The organism is Ralstonia sp. VS2407 (assembly GCF_052950655.1).
Map to the genome: position 1 here is coordinate 48,788 of NZ_JBRFVG010000004.1, position 18,503 is coordinate 67,290.

At 60.9% G+C, this 18,503-nt stretch carries 18 protein-coding genes and 1 tRNA gene; all 19 read right to left on the minus strand.

All coding sequences use genetic code 11. The annotated features are described in order from the left end of the window. Positions 1-6 precede the first annotated feature (6 nt). Positions 7-1,482: an NADH-quinone oxidoreductase subunit NuoN gene (nuoN, locus tag ACU8YE_RS08095; RefSeq protein WP_440076051.1), complete on the minus strand. Its 1,476-nt coding sequence runs from the start codon at positions 1,480-1,482 to the stop codon at positions 7-9. A 16-nt stretch (positions 1,483-1,498) separates the two neighbouring features. Beyond that, positions 1,499-2,965, minus strand: coding sequence for an NADH-quinone oxidoreductase subunit M (locus ACU8YE_RS08100; RefSeq protein WP_024975298.1), 1,467 nt, complete (start codon positions 2,963-2,965; stop codon positions 1,499-1,501). Between the two features lie 12 nt (positions 2,966-2,977). Next, the gene (nuoL, locus tag ACU8YE_RS08105) at positions 2,978-5,038 is read right to left on the minus strand and encodes an NADH-quinone oxidoreductase subunit L (RefSeq protein WP_112184270.1); all 2,061 of its coding nucleotides are present in this window, start codon (positions 5,036-5,038) and stop codon (positions 2,978-2,980) included. A gap of 29 nt (positions 5,039-5,067) precedes the next feature. Next, a complete protein-coding gene (gene nuoK / locus ACU8YE_RS08110; RefSeq protein WP_004630788.1) occupies positions 5,068-5,379 on the minus strand; it encodes an NADH-quinone oxidoreductase subunit NuoK in 312 nt (103 codons plus the stop codon). 17 nt (positions 5,380-5,396) lie between these two features. Then, positions 5,397-6,029, minus strand: coding sequence for an NADH-quinone oxidoreductase subunit J (locus ACU8YE_RS08115; RefSeq protein WP_024975296.1), 633 nt, complete (start codon positions 6,027-6,029; stop codon positions 5,397-5,399). 146 nt (positions 6,030-6,175) lie between these two features. Further along, positions 6,176-6,667, minus strand: coding sequence for an NADH-quinone oxidoreductase subunit NuoI (gene nuoI, locus ACU8YE_RS08120; protein ID WP_003261939.1), 492 nt, complete (start codon positions 6,665-6,667; stop codon positions 6,176-6,178). Positions 6,668-6,687: 20 nt separating this feature from the next. Then, positions 6,688-7,752 carry an NADH-quinone oxidoreductase subunit NuoH gene (gene nuoH, locus ACU8YE_RS08125; RefSeq protein WP_009241059.1) on the minus strand — a complete coding sequence of 355 codons (1,065 nt, stop codon included), beginning with the start codon at positions 7,750-7,752 and terminating at the stop codon, positions 6,688-6,690. Positions 7,753-7,760: 8 nt separating this feature from the next. Next, positions 7,761-10,112 carry an NADH-quinone oxidoreductase subunit NuoG gene (nuoG, locus tag ACU8YE_RS08130; RefSeq protein ID WP_446928489.1) on the minus strand — a complete coding sequence of 784 codons (2,352 nt, stop codon included), beginning with the start codon at positions 10,110-10,112 and terminating at the stop codon, positions 7,761-7,763. A gap of 12 nt (positions 10,113-10,124) precedes the next feature. Beyond that, positions 10,125-11,420, minus strand: coding sequence for an NADH-quinone oxidoreductase subunit NuoF (gene nuoF, locus ACU8YE_RS08135; RefSeq protein WP_004630799.1), 1,296 nt, complete (start codon positions 11,418-11,420; stop codon positions 10,125-10,127). Next, positions 11,421-11,924 carry an NADH-quinone oxidoreductase subunit NuoE gene (nuoE, locus tag ACU8YE_RS08140; protein ID WP_045206189.1) on the minus strand — a complete coding sequence of 168 codons (504 nt, stop codon included), beginning with the start codon at positions 11,922-11,924 and terminating at the stop codon, positions 11,421-11,423. It lies immediately after the preceding gene. Between the two features lie 113 nt (positions 11,925-12,037). Then, positions 12,038-13,291: an NADH-quinone oxidoreductase subunit D gene (locus ACU8YE_RS08145; protein ID WP_260801833.1), complete on the minus strand. Its 1,254-nt coding sequence runs from the start codon at positions 13,289-13,291 to the stop codon at positions 12,038-12,040. Positions 13,292-13,313: 22 nt separating this feature from the next. Further along, on the minus strand, positions 13,314-13,916 hold the full coding sequence (locus tag ACU8YE_RS08150; RefSeq protein WP_232040464.1) for an NADH-quinone oxidoreductase subunit C: 603 nt from the start codon (positions 13,914-13,916) through the stop codon (positions 13,314-13,316). 1 nt (position 13,917) lies between these two features. Beyond that, positions 13,918-14,400: a NuoB/complex I 20 kDa subunit family protein gene (locus ACU8YE_RS08155; RefSeq protein WP_004630808.1), complete on the minus strand. Its 483-nt coding sequence runs from the start codon at positions 14,398-14,400 to the stop codon at positions 13,918-13,920. 6 nt (positions 14,401-14,406) lie between these two features. Next, positions 14,407-14,766: an NADH-quinone oxidoreductase subunit A gene (locus ACU8YE_RS08160; RefSeq protein ID WP_004630810.1), complete on the minus strand. Its 360-nt coding sequence runs from the start codon at positions 14,764-14,766 to the stop codon at positions 14,407-14,409. 163 nt (positions 14,767-14,929) lie between these two features. Then, positions 14,930-15,014: transfer RNA gene (locus tag ACU8YE_RS08165), tRNA-Leu, on the minus strand. A gap of 179 nt (positions 15,015-15,193) precedes the next feature. Beyond that, positions 15,194-15,556, minus strand: a complete 363-nt coding sequence (gene secG, locus ACU8YE_RS08170) for a preprotein translocase subunit SecG (protein WP_045206187.1) — start codon at positions 15,554-15,556, stop codon at positions 15,194-15,196. A gap of 62 nt (positions 15,557-15,618) precedes the next feature. Continuing rightward, a complete protein-coding gene (gene tpiA, locus ACU8YE_RS08175; RefSeq protein ID WP_446928490.1) occupies positions 15,619-16,365 on the minus strand; it encodes a triose-phosphate isomerase in 747 nt (248 codons plus the stop codon). A gap of 79 nt (positions 16,366-16,444) precedes the next feature. Next, positions 16,445-17,449, minus strand: coding sequence for an NAD(P)H-quinone oxidoreductase (locus ACU8YE_RS08180; RefSeq protein WP_446928491.1), 1,005 nt, complete (start codon positions 17,447-17,449; stop codon positions 16,445-16,447). A gap of 39 nt (positions 17,450-17,488) precedes the next feature. Further along, the gene (locus ACU8YE_RS08185; RefSeq protein WP_232040468.1) at positions 17,489-18,442 is read right to left on the minus strand and encodes an HAD family hydrolase; all 954 of its coding nucleotides are present in this window, start codon (positions 18,440-18,442) and stop codon (positions 17,489-17,491) included. Between the last annotated feature and the right edge of the window lie 61 nt (positions 18,443-18,503).

The window sequence follows — 18,503 nt, forward strand, 5'->3', positions numbered from 1 at the left end:
GGCGTCTTACGAAGCCAACGTCAGGCGGATTGCCTGATAGCACACAGCCATCAGGCCGGCCGGGAAGATACCCAGCAACAGCACCAACAAGCCATTGATCGACAGCAACGAGCGCAGGCCCAAGGTGGCCTCCACGGGGCCCTCATCCGCCGGCGCATCGAAATACATGACCTTGATGACACGCAGGTAGTAGAACGCCCCCACCAGCGAGAACAGCACGGCCACCACGGCCAACCACGGCATTCCGGCATCAACCACCGCCCCCAGGACCGACAGTTTGGCGTAGAAGCCCACCGTCGGCGGCAGGCCCGCCAGCGACATCATGATGAACAGCATCAGCAGCGCAAACCACGGGCTCTTTTTCGACAAGCCCTTGAGGTCGGCAATCTCTTCCGCTTCGTAGCCCTTACGCGCCAACAGCAAGATGATGCCGAAAGCGCCGAGTGCGGTCAGCACGTAGGTGATCGCGTAGAACATCGACGCGCTGTAGGCCTGTGCTGTCAAATCCGGCTTGCCGGCGCTGACGCCTGACACCAAGCCCAGCAGCAGGAAGCCCATGTGCGAGACCGTCGAATAGCCCAGCAGACGCTTGAAGTTGGTCTGAACAACGCCCGTGATATTGCCGATAGCCAGCGACACAACGGCCAGCACGATCAGCATGTTCTGCCAGTCGAACGCCAGCGGCAGCAACCCTTCCACCAGAATGCGCAGCGTCATCGCGAACGCAGCCACCTTCGGTGCGCCGGCGATCAGCAGCGTCACGGCCGTCGGCGAGCCTTGGTACACGTCCGGCACCCACATGTGGAACGGCGCCACGCCCAGCTTGAAACCCAGACCGGCAACGATGAACACCACGCCGAACACGAGGATCGTCTTGTTGATCTCGCCGTTCTTGATGGCGTCAAACACCTTGCCCAGCTCCAGCGAGCCGGTCGCGCCGTACAGCATCGACATGCCGTACAGCAGCAGGCCCGATGCCAGTGCGCCCAGGATGAAGTACTTCATGGCTGATTCGGACGACACGTTCGAACGGCGGCGCAGCGCCACCAGCGTGTACGACGCCAGCGACAGCAATTCCAGGCCCAGATAAAGCACGAGGAAGTTGTTGCCTGTGATCATCACCACCTGCCCACCCAGTGTGAACAGGGCGAACATGTAGAACTCGCCCGCATACATGTCGCGGTCGGCCAGATAGCGGCGCGTGTAGACGAGCGTGGCAAACAGCGTAAGCGCGCAGAACGACGCCAGCACGTTGGCCATCGGGTCGATCACGGCCATATTGCCGAAGACGTAGTGCGTCTCGCCGTTCGCGGCGTTCAGCCCGAACCACACGGCCAGCACCAGCGTGATCACCAACGAAACCGGATACGCCACGCTGCTTCGTTTCTGGCCGCGCGCCAGGTCAATCCAGTTGACTGCACCAATGCCCAGCGCGAGAAAAACGATTGGGGCAACAGCCGCAATAGAGGAGGACGATTGCATAGTTTCTTCTCGCTGCTTACAGCTTCGACTGAGCCACGTGGGTCAGCAGGTTGACCACGGACGCATGCATGACATCGGTAAAGGGTTTCGGATACAGACCCATGTACAGGGTGGCGATCGCCAGCACGCCCAGCATGAAGAACTCGCGGCAGTTCAGGTCCTTCAATTCGGCCACGTGCTTGTGGGTCACATCACCGAAGATCACGCGCTTGACCATCCACAGCGAATACGCTGCACCAAAAATCAGTGCCGTGGCAGCCAGCAGACCAATCCAGAAATTGAACTTGACCGAACCCAGGATCACCATGAATTCGCCAACGAAACCCGAGGTTGCCGGGAGGCCGCAGTTGGCCATCGCAAAGAACACCGACAGCGCCGCGAACTTCGGCATCGTGTTCACCACACCGCCGTAATCGGCGATCTGACGTGAGTGCACCCGGTCGTACAGCACGCCGATGCACAGGAACATCGCACCGGAGATGAAGCCGTGCGAGATCATCTGGACGATACCGCCCTCCACACCGATCTCGTTGAAGATGAAGAAGCCCAACGTGACAAAGCCCATGTGGGCGATCGACGAATATGCGACCAGCTTCTTCATGTCGGCTTGCACCAGCGCGACCAGGCCGATGTAGATCACGGCGACCAGCGAGATCGCAATGATGAACGCGGACAGGCTATGGCTGGCATCCGGCGCGATCGGCAGCGAGAACCGCAGGAAACCGTAAGCGCCCAGCTTCAGCATGATGGCCGCCAGCACCACGGAACCACCAGTCGGCGCCTCCACGTGGGCATCCGGCAGCCAAGTGTGCACCGGCCACATCGGCACCTTCACGGCAAAGGCCATGAAGAACGCGAGGAAGATCAGGATCTGCTCGTTCATCGACAGCTTGACCTGATGCCACTGCAGAATTTCGAACGTGCCGCTGTGGAAGTACAGATACAGCAGCGCGACCAGCGTCAGCAACGAGCCCAGCAGCGTGTACAGGAAGAACTTGAATGCCGCATAGACGCGGTTCGGGCCGCCCCACACGCCGATGATGATGTACATCGGGATCAGCGTGGCTTCAAAGAACACGTAGAACAGCAGACCGTCGAGCGACGCAAACACGCCGATCATCAGACCCGACAGGATCAGGAACGCGGCCATGTACTGGGCCACACGCTCGGTGATCACTTCCCAGGCGGCAATGACCACGATGACGGTAATGAATGCAGTCAGCACCACGAACCACATCGAGATGCCGTCGACACCCAGGTAGTAGCTGATGTGGAAGCGCTCGATCCACGACGACTTCTCGACGAACTGCATCGCAGCCGTCGTCTTGTCGAAACGCGTGATCAGCGGCAACGTCATCACGAAGCTGATCAGCGAGCCGATCAGCGACATCCAGCGGACATAACCGGGATTGCGGTCTGAGCCCGAGGCCAGCACCAGCACGCCGAAGAAGATCGGCAGCCAGATCGCAAAAGACAGAACCATTTTTGTAATCCCTTATTTGCCTGCCAGGAACACGAAATACGTCAGCAGCCCAACCGTGCCGATGATCATCGCGAACGCATAGTCATAGATGAAGCCGGACTGGAGCAGGCGCACGACAGTCGCGAACCAGCCCACCAGACGCGCGCTGCCGTTGACGACAACACCGTCGATCACGCCCTGATCGCCGCCCTTCCACAGGCCACGGCCAAACTTGACCGCACCGTTGGCAAAGACGATCTCGTTGATCTTGTCCATGTAGTACTTGTTGTCCAGCAGCTTGTAGACGCCAGAGAAACGCTTGGCAATCGCTGCCGGGATATCCGGGCGCTTCAGGTAGAAGAACCACGACAACACGACGCCCGCCAGCAACAGGATGAACGGTGCCGACGTAAAGCCGTGCAGCGCCATCTCGACCCAGCCGTGGAAGTCTTCAGCCAACACCTTCATTGCCTCGTGGTTGTCAGCATTGAAGATGACTTCCGAGAACACCACACCGTGCTTGAAGAACTCCCCGAACAGCATCGGCTGGATTGCCATTGCACCGATGATGACCGACGGAATCGCCAGCAGGACCAGCGGCACCGTCACCACCCACGGCGACTCGTGCGGCTTTTGGCCCGGGGCCAGACCATGGTGATGATCGTGGTCGCCCTCTTCCTCTTCATGGTGATCGTCGTGATGAGCATGGGCCTTGCCGAAACGCTCTTCACCGTGGAACACCAGGAAGTACATGCGGAACGAGTAGAACGCGGTCACGAACACGCCGGCCAGCACCGCCCAGTAAGCGAAGCCAGCGCCCGGCAGGTGCGATTCGCGCACCGCTTCGATGATCGAGTCCTTCGAATAGAAGCCCGCGAAGAACGGCGTGCCAATCAACGCCAGCGACCCCACCAGCGACGTCAGCCAAGTGATCGGCATGTACTTGCGCAGGCCGCCCATGTTGCGCATGTCCTGGTCGTGGTGCATACCGATGATGACGGAGCCCGCGCCGAGGAACAGCAGCGCCTTGAAAAACGCGTGCGTCATCAAGTGGAACACGGCTACTTGATAAGCCGACGCGCCCAGCGCGACGGTCATGTAGCCCAGCTGAGACAGCGTGGAGTACGCTACCACACGCTTGATGTCCGTCTGGATGATGCCCAGGAAGCCCATGAACAGCGCGGTGATGGCGCCGATGATCAACACGAACGACAGAGCGGTGTCCGACAGCTCGAATAGCGGCGACATGCGCGCGACCATGAAGATGCCGGCGGTCACCATGGTGGCCGCGTGAATCAGCGCAGAAATCGGGGTCGGACCTTCCATCGAGTCCGGCAGCCACACGTGCAGCGGGAACTGCGCCGACTTACCCATCGCGCCGATGAACAGGCAGATACAGGCGACCGTCAGCATGTGCCAATCGGTGCCCGGGAAGCCGATCGTGGCCAGGTTGTCGCGGGCGGCAAACACGTCGGCATAGCTCAGGCTGCCGCTGTACGCCAGCAGGAGACCGATGCCCAGCACGAAACCAAAGTCACCCACGCGGTTCACCAGGAACGCCTTCATGTTGGCGTAGATGGCCGTCGGACGCTTGAACCAGAAGCCGATCAGCAGGTACGACACCAGACCCACCGCTTCCCAGCCGAAGAACAACTGCAGGAAGTTGTTGCTCATCACGAGCATCAACATGGAGAACGTGAACAGCGAGATGTACGCGAAGAAACGGTTGTAGCCATCATCTTCGGCCATGTAGCCGATGGTGTAGATGTGCACCATCAGCGAGACGAAGGTCACCACGCACATCATCATCGCCGTGAGCGAATCGATGAGGAAGCCGACTTCCATCTTCAGCGAGCCAACCGTCATCCATTCATAGACGGTGCCGTTGTAGCCGGCGCCATTGATGACGTCGGACAGCGTCAGCGCCGACAGAATGAAGGCGATCGCAACACCAAGGATGGTGACGCTGTGGGATGCCGTGCGGCCGATCTTCTCGCCAAAGAACTTGGTGCCGAACAGCCCGGCGATCGCCGCGCCGGCCAGCGGCGCGAGCGGGATCGCCAGCAGCAGGTTGGGATTGAGCGTGGTAGCCATGGAACGCTTCTTATAGGTGGATGCGGAGGTCAGCCTTTCAGGCTGTCCAGATCGTCGACGTTGATGGTGTCCAGATTACGGAACAGCACCACCAGGATGGCGAGACCGATCGCGGATTCCGCCGCGGCCACCGTCAGGATGAAAAACACGAACACCTGCCCTGCCAGATCGCCCAGGTAATGGGAGAACGCAACGAAGTTCAGGTTGACCGCCAGCAGCATCAATTCGATCGCCATCAGCAGCACGATGACGTTCTTGCGGTTCAGGAAGATGCCGACGATGCTGATGGCAAACAGCACCGCGCCGAGCACGAGGTAATGGGCAAGGGATAGCGAAGACATATGGGTTCTCCCGGGGCTCAGCTCTTGGATTCAGCCGAAGCTGCGCCAGCCGACTTTTCAGACGGCATCGAGACCAGACGCACACGGTCCTTGCGCTTCACGCGGATTTGATCAGACACGTTCTGGGCTTTGGTGTCCTTGCGGCGACGGGCGGTCAAGGCCACGGCCGCGACAATCGCCAGCAGCAGCACTGCGCCAGCGACTTCAAAGGCATAGATGTAATCGGTGTAGATGAGCTTCCCGAGCGCCTGCGTGTTCGGACCAGTAAAGCCCTTGGGCAACTCCTGCACGGGCTGTACGCGCCCCATGAAGGTCTTGGTCAGCACGACGGCCATTTCGAGGATGATGACCACGCCCACGAACGCTGCCATTGGTACGTACGTCCAGAAATCGCGTCGCAAGTGCTCGATGTCGATATCGATCATCATCACCACGAACAGGAACAGCACCATCACTGCCCCAACGTAGACCAGCACCAGCGTGATGGCGAGGAACTCCGCCTTGAGCAGCATCCAGATCGCCGCCGCGGTAAAGAACGAGAGCACGAGGAACAGCGCCGCGTGCACCGGGTTCTTCGCGGTGATGACCTTCAGCGCTGCGAGCACCAGCACGAGCGCGAAACAGTAGAAGATGATCGTCGTGATTTCCATGATCCTGGCACGGGCCGTTTTGCGGCACGCGCTTGTCCAAAGCCGCGATGGCGTAGCGCCACCGCAACTGGTTGGCTCTCAAAGAGCCGTTGTCCAACCGGGATGTCAACTGCACCGCCCGCCAACCGCACGGCGGACGTTCTGAATCAGCGGTACTTTGCGTCGGCCGCCTTGTTGGCCGCAATTTCCGGCTCGAAGCGATCACCCACGGCCAGCAGCATGTCTTTGGTGAAATACAGGTCGCCGCGCTTTTCACCGTGGTATTCCAGGATGTGCGTCTCGACGATGGCGTCCACCGGGCAAGCCTCTTCGCAGAAGCCGCAGAAAATACACTTGGTCAGGTCGATGTCGTAGCGCGTGGTGCGGCGAGTGCCGTCGTCGCGCTGGTCTGACTCGATCGTGATGGCCAGAGCCGGGCATACGGCCTCGCACAGCTTGCAAGCGATGCAACGCTCCTCGCCGTTCGGATAGCGACGCAGTGCATGCAAACCGCGGAAGCGCGGCGACAGCGGCGTCTTCTCTTCCGGAAAGAGAACAGTGATCTTGCGCGCAAACAGGTAGCGCCCGGTCAGCGCCAGCCCCTTGAAGAGTTCCTTCAGGAGCAGGCTGTTAAAGAATTCCTTGATGGCAAGCAACATGGTGCCTTCCTATTGTCCCGTTACTTCCAGATGTTCCACGGCGACACCAACCAGATGGCGACGACGACAAGCCAGCCCACAGTGAGCGGAATGAAGATCTTCCAGCCCAGACGCATGATCTGGTCATAGCGATAACGCGGGAACGATGCACGCAGCCAGATGAACACCGACAGCAGCAGGAAAACCTTGATGAGCAGCCAGAAGAAGCCCGGAATCCAGTTGAGAACCGGTGCATCAATCGGCGAGGCCCAGCCGCCCAGGAACAGCGTTGCCGTCAGCGCCGAGATCACGATCATGTTGATGTACTCGGCCAGGAAGAACAGCGCGAACGCCATGCCCGAGTATTCGATCATGTGGCCAGCCACGATTTCCGATTCGCCTTCCACCACGTCGAACGGGTGGCGGTTGGTTTCTGCCACGCCCGAGATGAAGTAGACGCCAAACATCGGCAGCAGCGGCAGCCAGTTCCACGAGAGGATGTTGATGCCGTGACCCGCAAAGAAACCGCGGTTCTGCGAGTTGACGATGTCCGACAGATTCAGGCTGCCCGTCACCATCAGCACCGTCACGAGCGCGAAGCCCATGGCGATTTCGTACGAAATCATCTGCGCCGAGGCACGCATCGCACCCAGGAATGCGTACTTGGAGTTCGAAGCCCAGCCGGCCAGGATCACGCCATACACGCCCACCGAGCTGATCGCCATCACGTACAGCAGGCCGGCGTTGATGTTCGACACCATGGCTTCGGCCTGGAACGGAATCACCGCCCAGATCGCCACGGCGGGCATCAGCACCATCAGCGGCGCGATGATGTACATGCCGCGGCTGACCGCGCTCGGCACCATGACTTCCTTGAGCAGCAGCTTGAGCACGTCGGCAATCGGCTGCAGCAGACCCATCGGGCCCACGCGGTTCGGGCCCAGACGCACGTGCATCCAGCCGATGAGCTTGCGCTCCCACAAGATCAGGTAGGCCACGCACAGCAGCAGCGGGAGAATGATGCAGACCGCGCGGACCAGCGTCCAGATCAGCGGCCACCACCCACCGAAGGTGGCGGTACCGAAAGAAGTAATCGACTCGATCATGTTGACCCTTACACCGTAGCCGCCAGCGCGGACGATTCAACCTTCTCAACGCTTACCGCGCCGAACATGGCACCCAGTTGTGCCGAAGCCTCGGTGGCGGCGGACACGCGGATCACACCGGAAGCCAGCGACTTGTCCAGCACGGCCGGCAGCACCACACTGCGCTGTCCTTGCGTCACGCGCACGGCGTCACCATCGACAAGGCCGAGTTGCGCATAGAGGTCAGCCGGCAAGCCAGCGCGCATTGCTGCGCGTGCTGCGGCCGTCAGCTGCAGCGAACCAGCGCGGCGTACGATCGGATCGGCGTGATAAATCGGCACATCGGCCAGACGTTCGATGCCGGCAGCGGAGGCAGCGGGAACGGTGGTCTGCGCGATCGTCGTATTCGACAAACGATCGGTGACCGGCTTGGTCAACACTTCGTCGCGCACAACTTCCGAGCTGTCGTATTCGAAGCCCGACACGTTCAGCAGGTTGCCCAGCACGCGCAGGACCTTCCACGCCGGGCGCGAATCACCCAGGCTGCGCACAACGCCGTTGAAGCTTTGCGGCAGGCCTTCGCAGTTGACGAAGGTGCCCGAAGTTTCCGTGAACGGCGCGGTCGGCAGCAGCACATCGGCGTATTCGAGTGCAGCGCGAGAGGCAAACGGCGCCAACACGATCACCGTGTCAGCCTGATCCAGTGCCGCACGAGCCTGCACGGGATTCGCGCTATCGAATTCGGGTTCGGCGCCCAGGAGCACGTAAGCACGGCGCGGCTGCGCCAGCATAGCGGCGGCATCGAGGCCATTGCCTTGCGGCAGCGCACCAGCAATGTAGCCACCGACGGTGTTGGCCGCGTCCGTCAGGAAGCCCAGCGTCGCACCGGTCTGCTGCGCAACCCACTGAGCCAGCGCATGCAATTGCGAGAATTGCGGATGCGCTACAGCAGCGTTGCCGAGGAACACCGCCTTGCGTTCGCCCGAAGCGAGGCTTGCGGCGATGCGCTTAGCAACGTCACCGGCTTCGATGCCATCCGTACCGCCCGGACGTGCAACGTTGTTGGCAGCAGCCACGACCACCGCCACTTGCGACAGCAGCGACAGCCATTGCGACGGCGCGCCCAACAGTTGCGTGGCGGGCATCAGAAGGTCTTCGCCGCCGGCGCCGATCACATTCAGCTGACCACCCTTCTTGCCTGCCTGCCGCAGGCGCGCGGCCAGCAACGGATGATCCTTGCGCAGGAACGCGCCCACCACCAGCGTGCGCTGCAGCAGCGACACGTCAGCGATCGGCATGCCGAGCCACGGAGCGCCGGTCGGCTTGACCGAGAAATCGGATTGACGCAGACGGAAATCGACGTTGTCGCTGCCAATGCCACGCACCAGCTTTTGCAGCAAGAACAGCTCTTCCAGCGTGCTGTGGGGGCTGGCCAATGCACCGATCTGCTCAGCGCCATGGTCACGCTTGATTTCGTTCAGGCCGTTGGCAACGTATTCCAGTGCCGTGGTCCAGTCGACAGCTTTCCACTGACCGCCTTGCTTGAGCATCGGCTGCGTCAGACGATCGTCGCTGTTCACGCCTTCATAGGCGAAGCGGTCCTTGTCGGACAGCCAGCATTCATTGATGGCTTCGTTGTCCAGCGGCAGAACACGCATCACGCGCTGGTTCTTGGTCTGGACAATCACGTTGGCGCCGAGGCCATCGTGCGGCGACACCGACTTGCGGCGTGCCAGCTCCCACGTACGGGCCGAATAGCGGAACGGCTTGCTGGTCAGCGCGCCAACGGGGCACAGATCGATCATGTTGCCGGACAGCTCGGAGTCAACAGTCTGACCGACAAACGTCGTGATCTCGGAATGCTCGCCACGATTGAGCATGCCCAGTTCCATCACACCGGCAATTTCCTGACCGAAGCGGACGCAACGCGTGCAGTGAATGCAGCGCGTCATCTCTTCCATGGAGATCAGCGGGCCCACGTTCTTGTGGAACACCACACGCTTTTCTTCCTGGTAGCGCGATTCCGACTTGCCGTAGCCCACGGCCAAGTCCTGCAACTGGCACTCGCCACCCTGGTCGCAGATCGGGCAATCCAGCGGGTGGTTGATCAGCAGGAACTCCATCACGGACTTCTGTGCCTTCACCGCCTTCTCGGAGTTGGTGAAGACCTTCATACCCGCGGTGACGGGCGTGGCGCAGGCCGGCAGCGCCTTGGGCGCCTTCTCGACCTCGACCAGGCACATCCGGCAGTTGGCCGCGACCGACAGTTTGCGGTGATAGCAGAAGTGAGGAATGTAGGTGCCCGTCTGGCGAGCAGCCTCCATCACCAGGCTGCCTTCGGCAACCTCAACCTTCTTGCCATCGATTTCGATTTCAACCATGTTCTGCCACGCTTAAATGTAGGTGGGCACCATGCACTGCTTGTGTTCGACGTGATACGCGAACTCATCCCAGTAGTGCTTGAGCATGCCGCGGACCGGCATCGCAGCGGCATCGCCGAGCGCGCAGATGGTCCGGCCCATGATGTTTTCTGCCACGTTGTTCAGCAGGTCCAGGTCTTCCTGGCGGCCCTTGCCGTGCTCGATGCGGTCGACCACGCGATACAGCCAGCCGGTGCCCTCACGGCACGGCGTGCACTGGCCGCACGACTCTTCGAAATAGAAGTACGAAAGGCGCAGCAGCGACTTCACCATGCAGCGCGTTTCGTCCATCACGATCACAGCGCCCGAGCCCAGCATCGAGCCCGCCTTGGCGATCGAGTCGTAGTCCATGTCGGAGGCCATCATCAGGTCGGCCGGCACCACCGGCGCCGACGAGCCACCCGGGATGACCGCCTTGAGTTTCTTGCCGCCGCGCATGCCGCCGGCCAGCTCCAACAGTTTGGAGAACGGCGTGCCGAGCGGAATCTCATAGTTGCCCGGACGCTCCACGTCGCCAGACACCGAGAAGATCTTTGAGCCGCCGTTGTTCGGCTTGCCCATCTTCAGATAATTGTCCGGACCGATGGCCAGCAGGAACGGCACAGCGGCAAAGGTTTCGGTGTTGTTGATGGTGGTCGGCTTGCCGTAAAGGCCAAAGCTCGCCGGGAACGGCGGCTTGAAGCGCGGCTGGCCCTTCTTGCCTTCCAGCGACTCGAGCAGCGCGGTCTCTTCGCCGCAGATGTACGCGCCATAGCCATGGTGCGCATGCAGCTGGAAGTTGAAGCCGGAACCCAGGATGTTGTCACCGAGGAAGCCCGCGGCCCGTGCCTCTTCAAGCGCCTGCTCAAAAATCTTGTATTCGTTCCAGATCTCGCCGTGGATGTAGTTGTAGCCCACGGTAATGCCCATCGCGTAGCCGCCGATGGCCATGCCTTCGATCAGCGCGTGCGGGTTGTAACGGATGATGTCGCGATCTTTGAACGTACCCGGCTCGCCTTCGTCCGTGTTGCAGACCAGATACTTCTGGCCCGGGAACTGGCGCGGCATGAAGCTCCACTTCAAGCCGGTCGGGAAGCCTGCACCGCCACGGCCGCGCAGGCCTGACGCTTTCACGTCAGCAATGACCTGTTCGGGGGTGATCTTCTCGGTGAGGATGCGCTTGAGCTGTTGATAGCCGCCGCGCTTGACGTAATCTTCGAGGTGCCAGTTGTCGCCGTTCAAGCCGGCGAGAATCAACGGCTGGATATGTCGATCGTGCAGAGAGGTCATTTACTTGCCTGCTCCGGTGGTCGGCGCCTTCGACTGGAGGTCAGCGATCAGCGCGTCGAGCTTCTCGTTGCTCATGAAGCTGCACATGTGGGTGTTGTTGACGATCATGACCGGCGCATCACCGCACGCGCCCATGCACTCGCCTTCTTTCAGCGTGAAGTTGCCGTCGGCCGTGGTTTCGTTGAAACCGATGCCGAGCTTCTTTTTCAGGTAATCGGCCGCGCGCTCGCCACCCGACAACGCGCACGGCAAGTTCGTGCACACCGACAGCTTGAAGCGGCCCACCGGCTTGGTGTCGTACATGTTGTAGAACGTCGCCACTTCCTCGACCCACACCGGCGGCATTTCGAGGTACTCGGCCACGAACTGCATGACTTCGGGCGAGACCCAGCCTTTCTCGCTCTGCGCGACCGCCAGCGCCGCCATCACGGCGGACTGCTTCTGGTCGGCGGGATATTTCGCGACCGCCCGGTCGATTTCCTTGAGAGCTTCTGCTGATAGCATGTTCGTTGCGATTGGTGCGGGACGCGGGGCGTGCTACCTAGCAGCCATACCCCGGCGTGCGTCCTCGTTTCACAGCCGCGCTTGCCTGCGCGTCAAACCGTTGTTTCCTGGGTTCAGCGGTCGATCTCGCCAAACACAATGTCTTGCGTACCGATGATCGTCACCGCATCGGCAATCATGTGACCCTTCGCCATTTCGTCGAGCGCGGCCAGATGAACGAAGCCCGGCGCGCGGATCTTCAGACGGTACGGCTTGTTGGCGCCGTCGGAGATTGCATAGATGCCGAACTCGCCCTTCGGGTGCTCAACGGCGGCATACGCTTCGCCTTCGGGCACGTGCATACCTTCCGTGAAGAGCTTGAAGTGGTGAATCAGCTCTTCCATGTTGGTCTTCATGTCCACGCGCGACGGCGGCGCGACCTTGTGGTTATCCGTGATCACCGGACCCGGGTTTTTGCGCAGCCACTCGATGCACTGACGAATGATGCGATTGCTTTGGCGCATTTCTTCCACGCGCACCAGATAACGGTCGTAGCAATCGCCGTTCACGCCAACCGGGATGTCGAAATCGACGCGGTCGTACACTTCGTACGGCTGCTTCTTGCGCACATCCCATTCGATGCCCGAACCACGCAGCATCGCACCGGAGAAGCCTTTGTTAAGGGCACGCTCGGGGGTCACCACGCCGATACCGACTAGGCGCTGCTTCCAAATCCGGTTGTCGGTCAGCAGCGTTTCGTACTCATCAACATACTTCGGGAAGCGGTTGGTGAAGTCTTCAATGAAGTCCAGCAGCGAACCCGAACGCGTTTCGTTCAGGGCGGCCAGGGCCTTCTCGTTGCGCACCTTGGATGCCTTGTATTGCGGCATCGTGTCAGGCAGGTCGCGGTAGACGCCGCCTGGACGGTAGTAGGCTGCGTGCATGCGCGCGCCCGACACCGCCTCGTACATATCGAACAGGTCTTCACGTTCGCGGAAGGCGTACAGGAACACCGCCATGGCGCCCACGTCCAGCGCGTGCGAACCGATCCACATCAGGTGGTTCATGATCCGCGTAATTTCGTCGAACATGACGCGGATGTACTGCGCACGCAGCGGCACTTCCAGACCAAGCAGGCGCTCGATTGCCATCACGTAGGCGTGCTCATTGACCATCATCGACACGTAGTCGAGGCGGTCCATGTACGGCACGCTCTGAATCCAGGTCTTCTGCTCTGCAAGCTTTTCAGTCGCGCGGTGCAGCAGGCCGATGTGCGGGTCGGCACGTTGAATGACTTCGCCGTCCAGCTCGAGCACCAGGCGCAGCACGCCGTGTGCGGCCGGGTGTTGCGGACCGAAGTTCAGGGTGTAGTTTTTGATATCTGCCATAGTCGGGCGCCCTTCAGTGCCGTCAGTGCTTTAAGCCACCGTATTGATCCTCTCGGATCACACGCGGCGTAATCTCGCGCGGCTCGATGGTTACCGGCTGGTAGACCACGCGGCGCTGCACCGGGTCGTAGCGCATTTCAACGTAACCCGACACCGGGAAGTCTTTGCGGAACGGGTGGCCGATGAAGCCGTAGTCGGTCAGAATGCGGCGCAGGTCCGGGTGACCCTCGAATACCAGGCCGAACAGGTCGAATGCTTCGCGCTCGAACCAGTCAGCCGAATTCCAGATGGTTGTCACAGAAGAGACCACCGGCAGGTCGTCGTCCGGCGCGAATACGCGGACGCGGACACGCCAGTTGTGCGTAATCGACAGCAGATGCGACACAGCGGCAAAACGCGGGCCGTTCCAGGCACCGTCGCCATAGTCGGCATAGTCGACGCCGCACAAATCGATCAGTTGTTCGAACTTGAGCGACGCGTCGTCGCGCAGCGTGCGCATGACGTCGAGATAATCGGCGGCCTTCACCACGAGGGTGAGCTCACCGACCGATTCGGTCAGGCTTTGAACACGATTGCCCAGCGCCTTCTCCAGCGCGGCCTTCAGGGTGGCAAGCTTGTCGGTCATGTCAGGCCTTGCGCGCGATGGTGTTGGTGCGGCGGATCTTGGCCTGCAGCTGGATGATGCCGTAGATCAGCGCTTCAGCCGTTGGCGGGCAGCCCGGCACGTACACGTCGACCGGCACGATGCGATCACAGCCGCGCACGACAGAATATGAGTAGTGGTAGTAACCGCCACCGTTCGCGCACGAACCCATCGAAATGACCCAGCGAGGCTCGGCCATCTGGTCATACACCTTGCGCAGCGCGGGTGCCATCTTGTTGCACAGCGTGCCAGCCACGATCATCACGTCAGACTGACGCGGCGACGGGCGAAACACCACGCCAAAACGGTCCAGGTCATAACGCGATGCGCCGGCGTGCATCATTTCGACAGCACAGCAGGCCAAGCCGAATGTCATCGGCCAGAGTGACCCAGTACGGGTCCAGTTGATCAGCTTGTCAGCGGTGGTCGTGACAAAGCCTTCATTGAGTACGCCTTCGATCGCCATTTCACATCACTCCCAATCGAGCGCGCCTTTTTTCCAGATGTAGACGAAGCCCACGAGAAACTCGAGAAGAAACACACCCATCGCGAAGAACCCAGGCCAGCCGATCTCACGCAGCGCCACGCCCCAGGGGAAAAGGAACGCAGTCTCCAGATCGAACAGAATGAACAGGATGGCGATGAGGTAATAGCGCACGTCGAACTTCATGCGCGCGTCTTCGAATGCTTCGAAGCCGCACTCGTACGGCGAGAGCTTGTCAGGATCGGGATTGTTCGGACCGAGGACTCGGCCGATGGTCATCAGAGCAAGGCCAAGGCCAACGCCGACAACGATGAACAACAGTACGGGGAAATAGGCTTCGAGGTTCAAGGGACGCCCGCCTTTTTGAATGGTTGCAACAGCACTGCCCGCAGGCGGCGCCTTGTCGCCCCATCGAAGGCGCCGGGTCCGCAGCCTTACGACGCTTCAACTGCGCGTCGTCTTGCGGAGGGGCCTGCGCGGAACATCCCGTTGAACAGACCCCGAATTTGATTGGTGCCGACGGCGAGACTCGAACTCGCACAGCTTTCGCCACTACCCCCTCAAGATAGCGTGTCTACCAATTTCACCACGTCGGCTGGGGGAAGAAACTTTATCAGGAAGCCGGTTGAGACTTAACGTCCTTGCCGTTCCCCGCGTTGTTTCAAGCCTTGCATTCTACCGCAAAGCAACGCTTTTGTTCAATGCACAAACAAAAATCTTATGCCTCGCGACACGCCGGAAAACCTCAACGGCACGCCGCGGTCATTACATCAAATTACTTGGGTACAGCCGGGGCCGAAGCAGCGCCCGGAGCGGCAGCAGGAGCCGAAGCGGCCGGGGCCGAGGCCGTGGACGTAACAGGCGCGACCGAACCCATCACACCTGCCGACACGCTGCCCTTGTTGGTGCCGATCAGCGTCAGCGCCAGCGTGGCAATAAAGAACACGGTGGCCAGCACGGCCGTCGTGCGTGACAGGAAGTTTGCCGAGCCGGTGGCGCCAAACAGGCTACCCGATGCGCCGGAGCCAAACGCCGCCCCCACGTCCGCACCCTTGCCGTGCTGCAAAAGCACCAGGCCGATCACGCCGAGCGCGCTCAGAATTTGCGCCACCAGCAGCAGAGTCTTCAGAATTGCCATTTCGTTTCTCTCAATAATATGTTGCAGTCGCACATGCGTAACATGGCGACTCGATCCGTCGTTTATGCGCGACCAATCGCCAGGAACTCTTCTGCCTTCAGCGATGCGCCGCCGATCAGGCCGCCATCGATGTCCGCCATTGCAAACAACTCGCCGGCATTGTCCGGCTTGACGCTGCCGCCGTACAGAATCGCCAGGCGCCGCGCCACACCTGCGTCGCGAGCAGCAACACGGGCGCGCAGGAATGCGTGCACAGCCTGCGCCTGCTCGCTGGTTGCCGTCTTGCCCGTGCCGATTGCCCAAACCGGCTCATACGCCACGACGATACGACCCAGTTGCTCAACCGACAGCGCTTCCAGCACCGCATCCAGCTGGCGGGCGACCACGTGCTCGGTCTCACCAGCTTCGCGCTGCGCGAGCGTTTCGCCCACACAGACGATCGGGGTGATGCCATGTTCCAGTGCACGCAGCGCCTTGGTCGCCACTTGCGCGTCGGTTTCGCCGTGGTACGAGCGACGCTCTGAGTGACCGACAATCACGTAGCCGCAGCCGAATTCTGACAACATCGACGCCGCCACCTCGCCGGTAAAGGCGCCTCGCGTTTCGGCCGACACATCCTGTGCACCCCAGCCCACCGCTGAACCGGCGAGCAAGGACTGGCACTGCGCCAGGTACGGGAATGGCGCACATACGGCCAGCGTGGCGTTGGTTTTGCCTGCCGCCTTGATCTGCTCAAGCAGCGCGGCGTTCGCGCTCAGGCTGCCATGCAGCTTCCAGTTGCCCACCACCAGCTTCGGTCTTGCGTTCACGTTTTGCCCGGTCGACTGTCAAATAAACCCGGCATTCTACCGTGGCGGCAAAAACGGGGTCAATTTTGACGTCTTGGAATCAATCCCAAACCAACATGATCTTGCCAATATGGGCGCTCGATTCCATCAACGCGTGCGCCTGCGCCGCTTGCGCGGCTGGCATGACCTCGTGGATGACCGGCTTGATGCGCCCCGAGGCCAGCAACGGCCAGACCGTTTCATACAGATTGGCCGCGATGGCCGCTTTGAATGCAACCGGACGCGGGCGCAACGTCGAGCCGGTCAGCGTAATGCGGCGGCGCAGGATATCACCCAAGGGCACCTCGGCTTTGGCGCCCCCGAGCAACGCGATCAATACGATGCGGCCGTCATCGGCGGTGCAGGCAATCTCGCGCCCAACATAGCTGCCGCCGACCATGTCGAGCACCACATCGGCGCCGCGCCCTGTCTCGGCCTTGACGATCTCGACGAAATCTTCAGTCTTGTAGTTGATGGCGCGCGTGGCCCCGAGGTCGATACAGGCCTTGCACTTGTCGGCGCTGCCCGCGGTGGCGAACACGCGGTGACCCAATGCAGAGGCGATCTGAATCGCGGTCGTGCCGATGCCGCTGGAGCCGCCCTGCACGAGCAGCGTTTCATCGGCGCCATGCGTGCCCTTCCCCAGCAAGCCGCGGTCGAACACATTCGACCACACGGTGAAATAGTTTTCGGGCAATGCAGCGGCTTCGACATCGGACAAGCCGGCCGGCACAGGCAGCAATTGGCCCAGCGGCGCTGTGCAGAACTCCGCATAGCCGCCGCCTTGCACCAGCGCGCAGACGCGATCGCCCACCTTCAGGCCGTAGCGATTATCGGCGTGCGCCAGATCGCCACTGACGATCTCACCAGCAACTTCAAGCCCTGGAATATCGGAGGCACCCGGCGGCACCGGATAGTTTCCCGTGCGCTGGAACACATCGGGCCGGTTCACGCCCGCTGCACGCACACGGATCAGCACCTCGCCGGACTTTGCCTCCGGCATTGGGCGCTCGCCAAGCCTCAGGACTTCAGGGCCACCGTATTGGGTGATTTCAATCGCTTTCATGGGAATCGGATGGATGAGGGTTACGACGCTGCGCGCGCGTTACGAGACGCTACGCTTCGGTTCGACAAAGTGCTGCGGAATGCCGCGCGTGGTTTCGCGCATGATTTCTTGTTTGCCGTGAACGATGCCATCGGCGATCTTGCCGATATGCAACTTCAGCCACATCTCCGTCGGCGAGCCGGCCCGATAGTCGGCCGGGCCCAGCATGTCGACGCGATCATCGGCACGCAAGTTGTCGGCCTGCTCGAACGAGCGAGGGCTCTCGGGGTTGTAGACCGCATAGGTGCGGCCACCACCCTTGCGCGCGACAGAAAACGCCGGAATATCACTTGGTCCATCAGCCACGTAGATCATGTTGGCGAACGGCACGCGGCGCTCATCCTCGGCAATCGACGAATTCACACTCACGGCTTCCGGGTGCTTGTTGACACCCTTGTTGATCTCGAACAGCGCGCGCGTCTTGGTGGTGTTGTCGATGGCGTAGATGACTTCCGAGATGACCCGCCGGCCGTCTGCGCTTCTGTCGGGCGCCTCCAGGAATTCGCAGCCCCACACGCCATCGATGTATGGAGCGATGGGCGAGCCCTTGATCATCTCCGTCAGGCCCGTGCTGACGATGTAGTGTTCGAGCTTGATGTCGAACGCCTGGTAGGCAGCGTTGTCGCGCACCCACGCTTTGCTGCGCTCGAAGAAATCGGTCACACCGGGAAAGAATTCGAGTTCGGCGCCCAGTTCGCGCAGCGTGGCGTTGTCGAGACCGCCCATGCGGCCGTCGCGCACATGGCGCAGCAGCACATTGAGGTAGAACGTTTCGTGGTTGACCTTCTGGCCGCGTGATTCGATTTCGCGCGAGCCCGCGGCCACTTCGTCCCAGAAAGCCTGCTCGGCGATGTTGAAGCGATCGAACAGCGGCACTTGCATGTAGCGCGGGATCAGTGTCTTGTCGAAATCCCAGACGATAGCGATGCGGTTTTGCTCGAACAGGCGGCTCATGATGGGGCGCGAAGAGACAACGGGAGGGGAACTCGCGACGCAGTGTAAACAAAAAAACGGC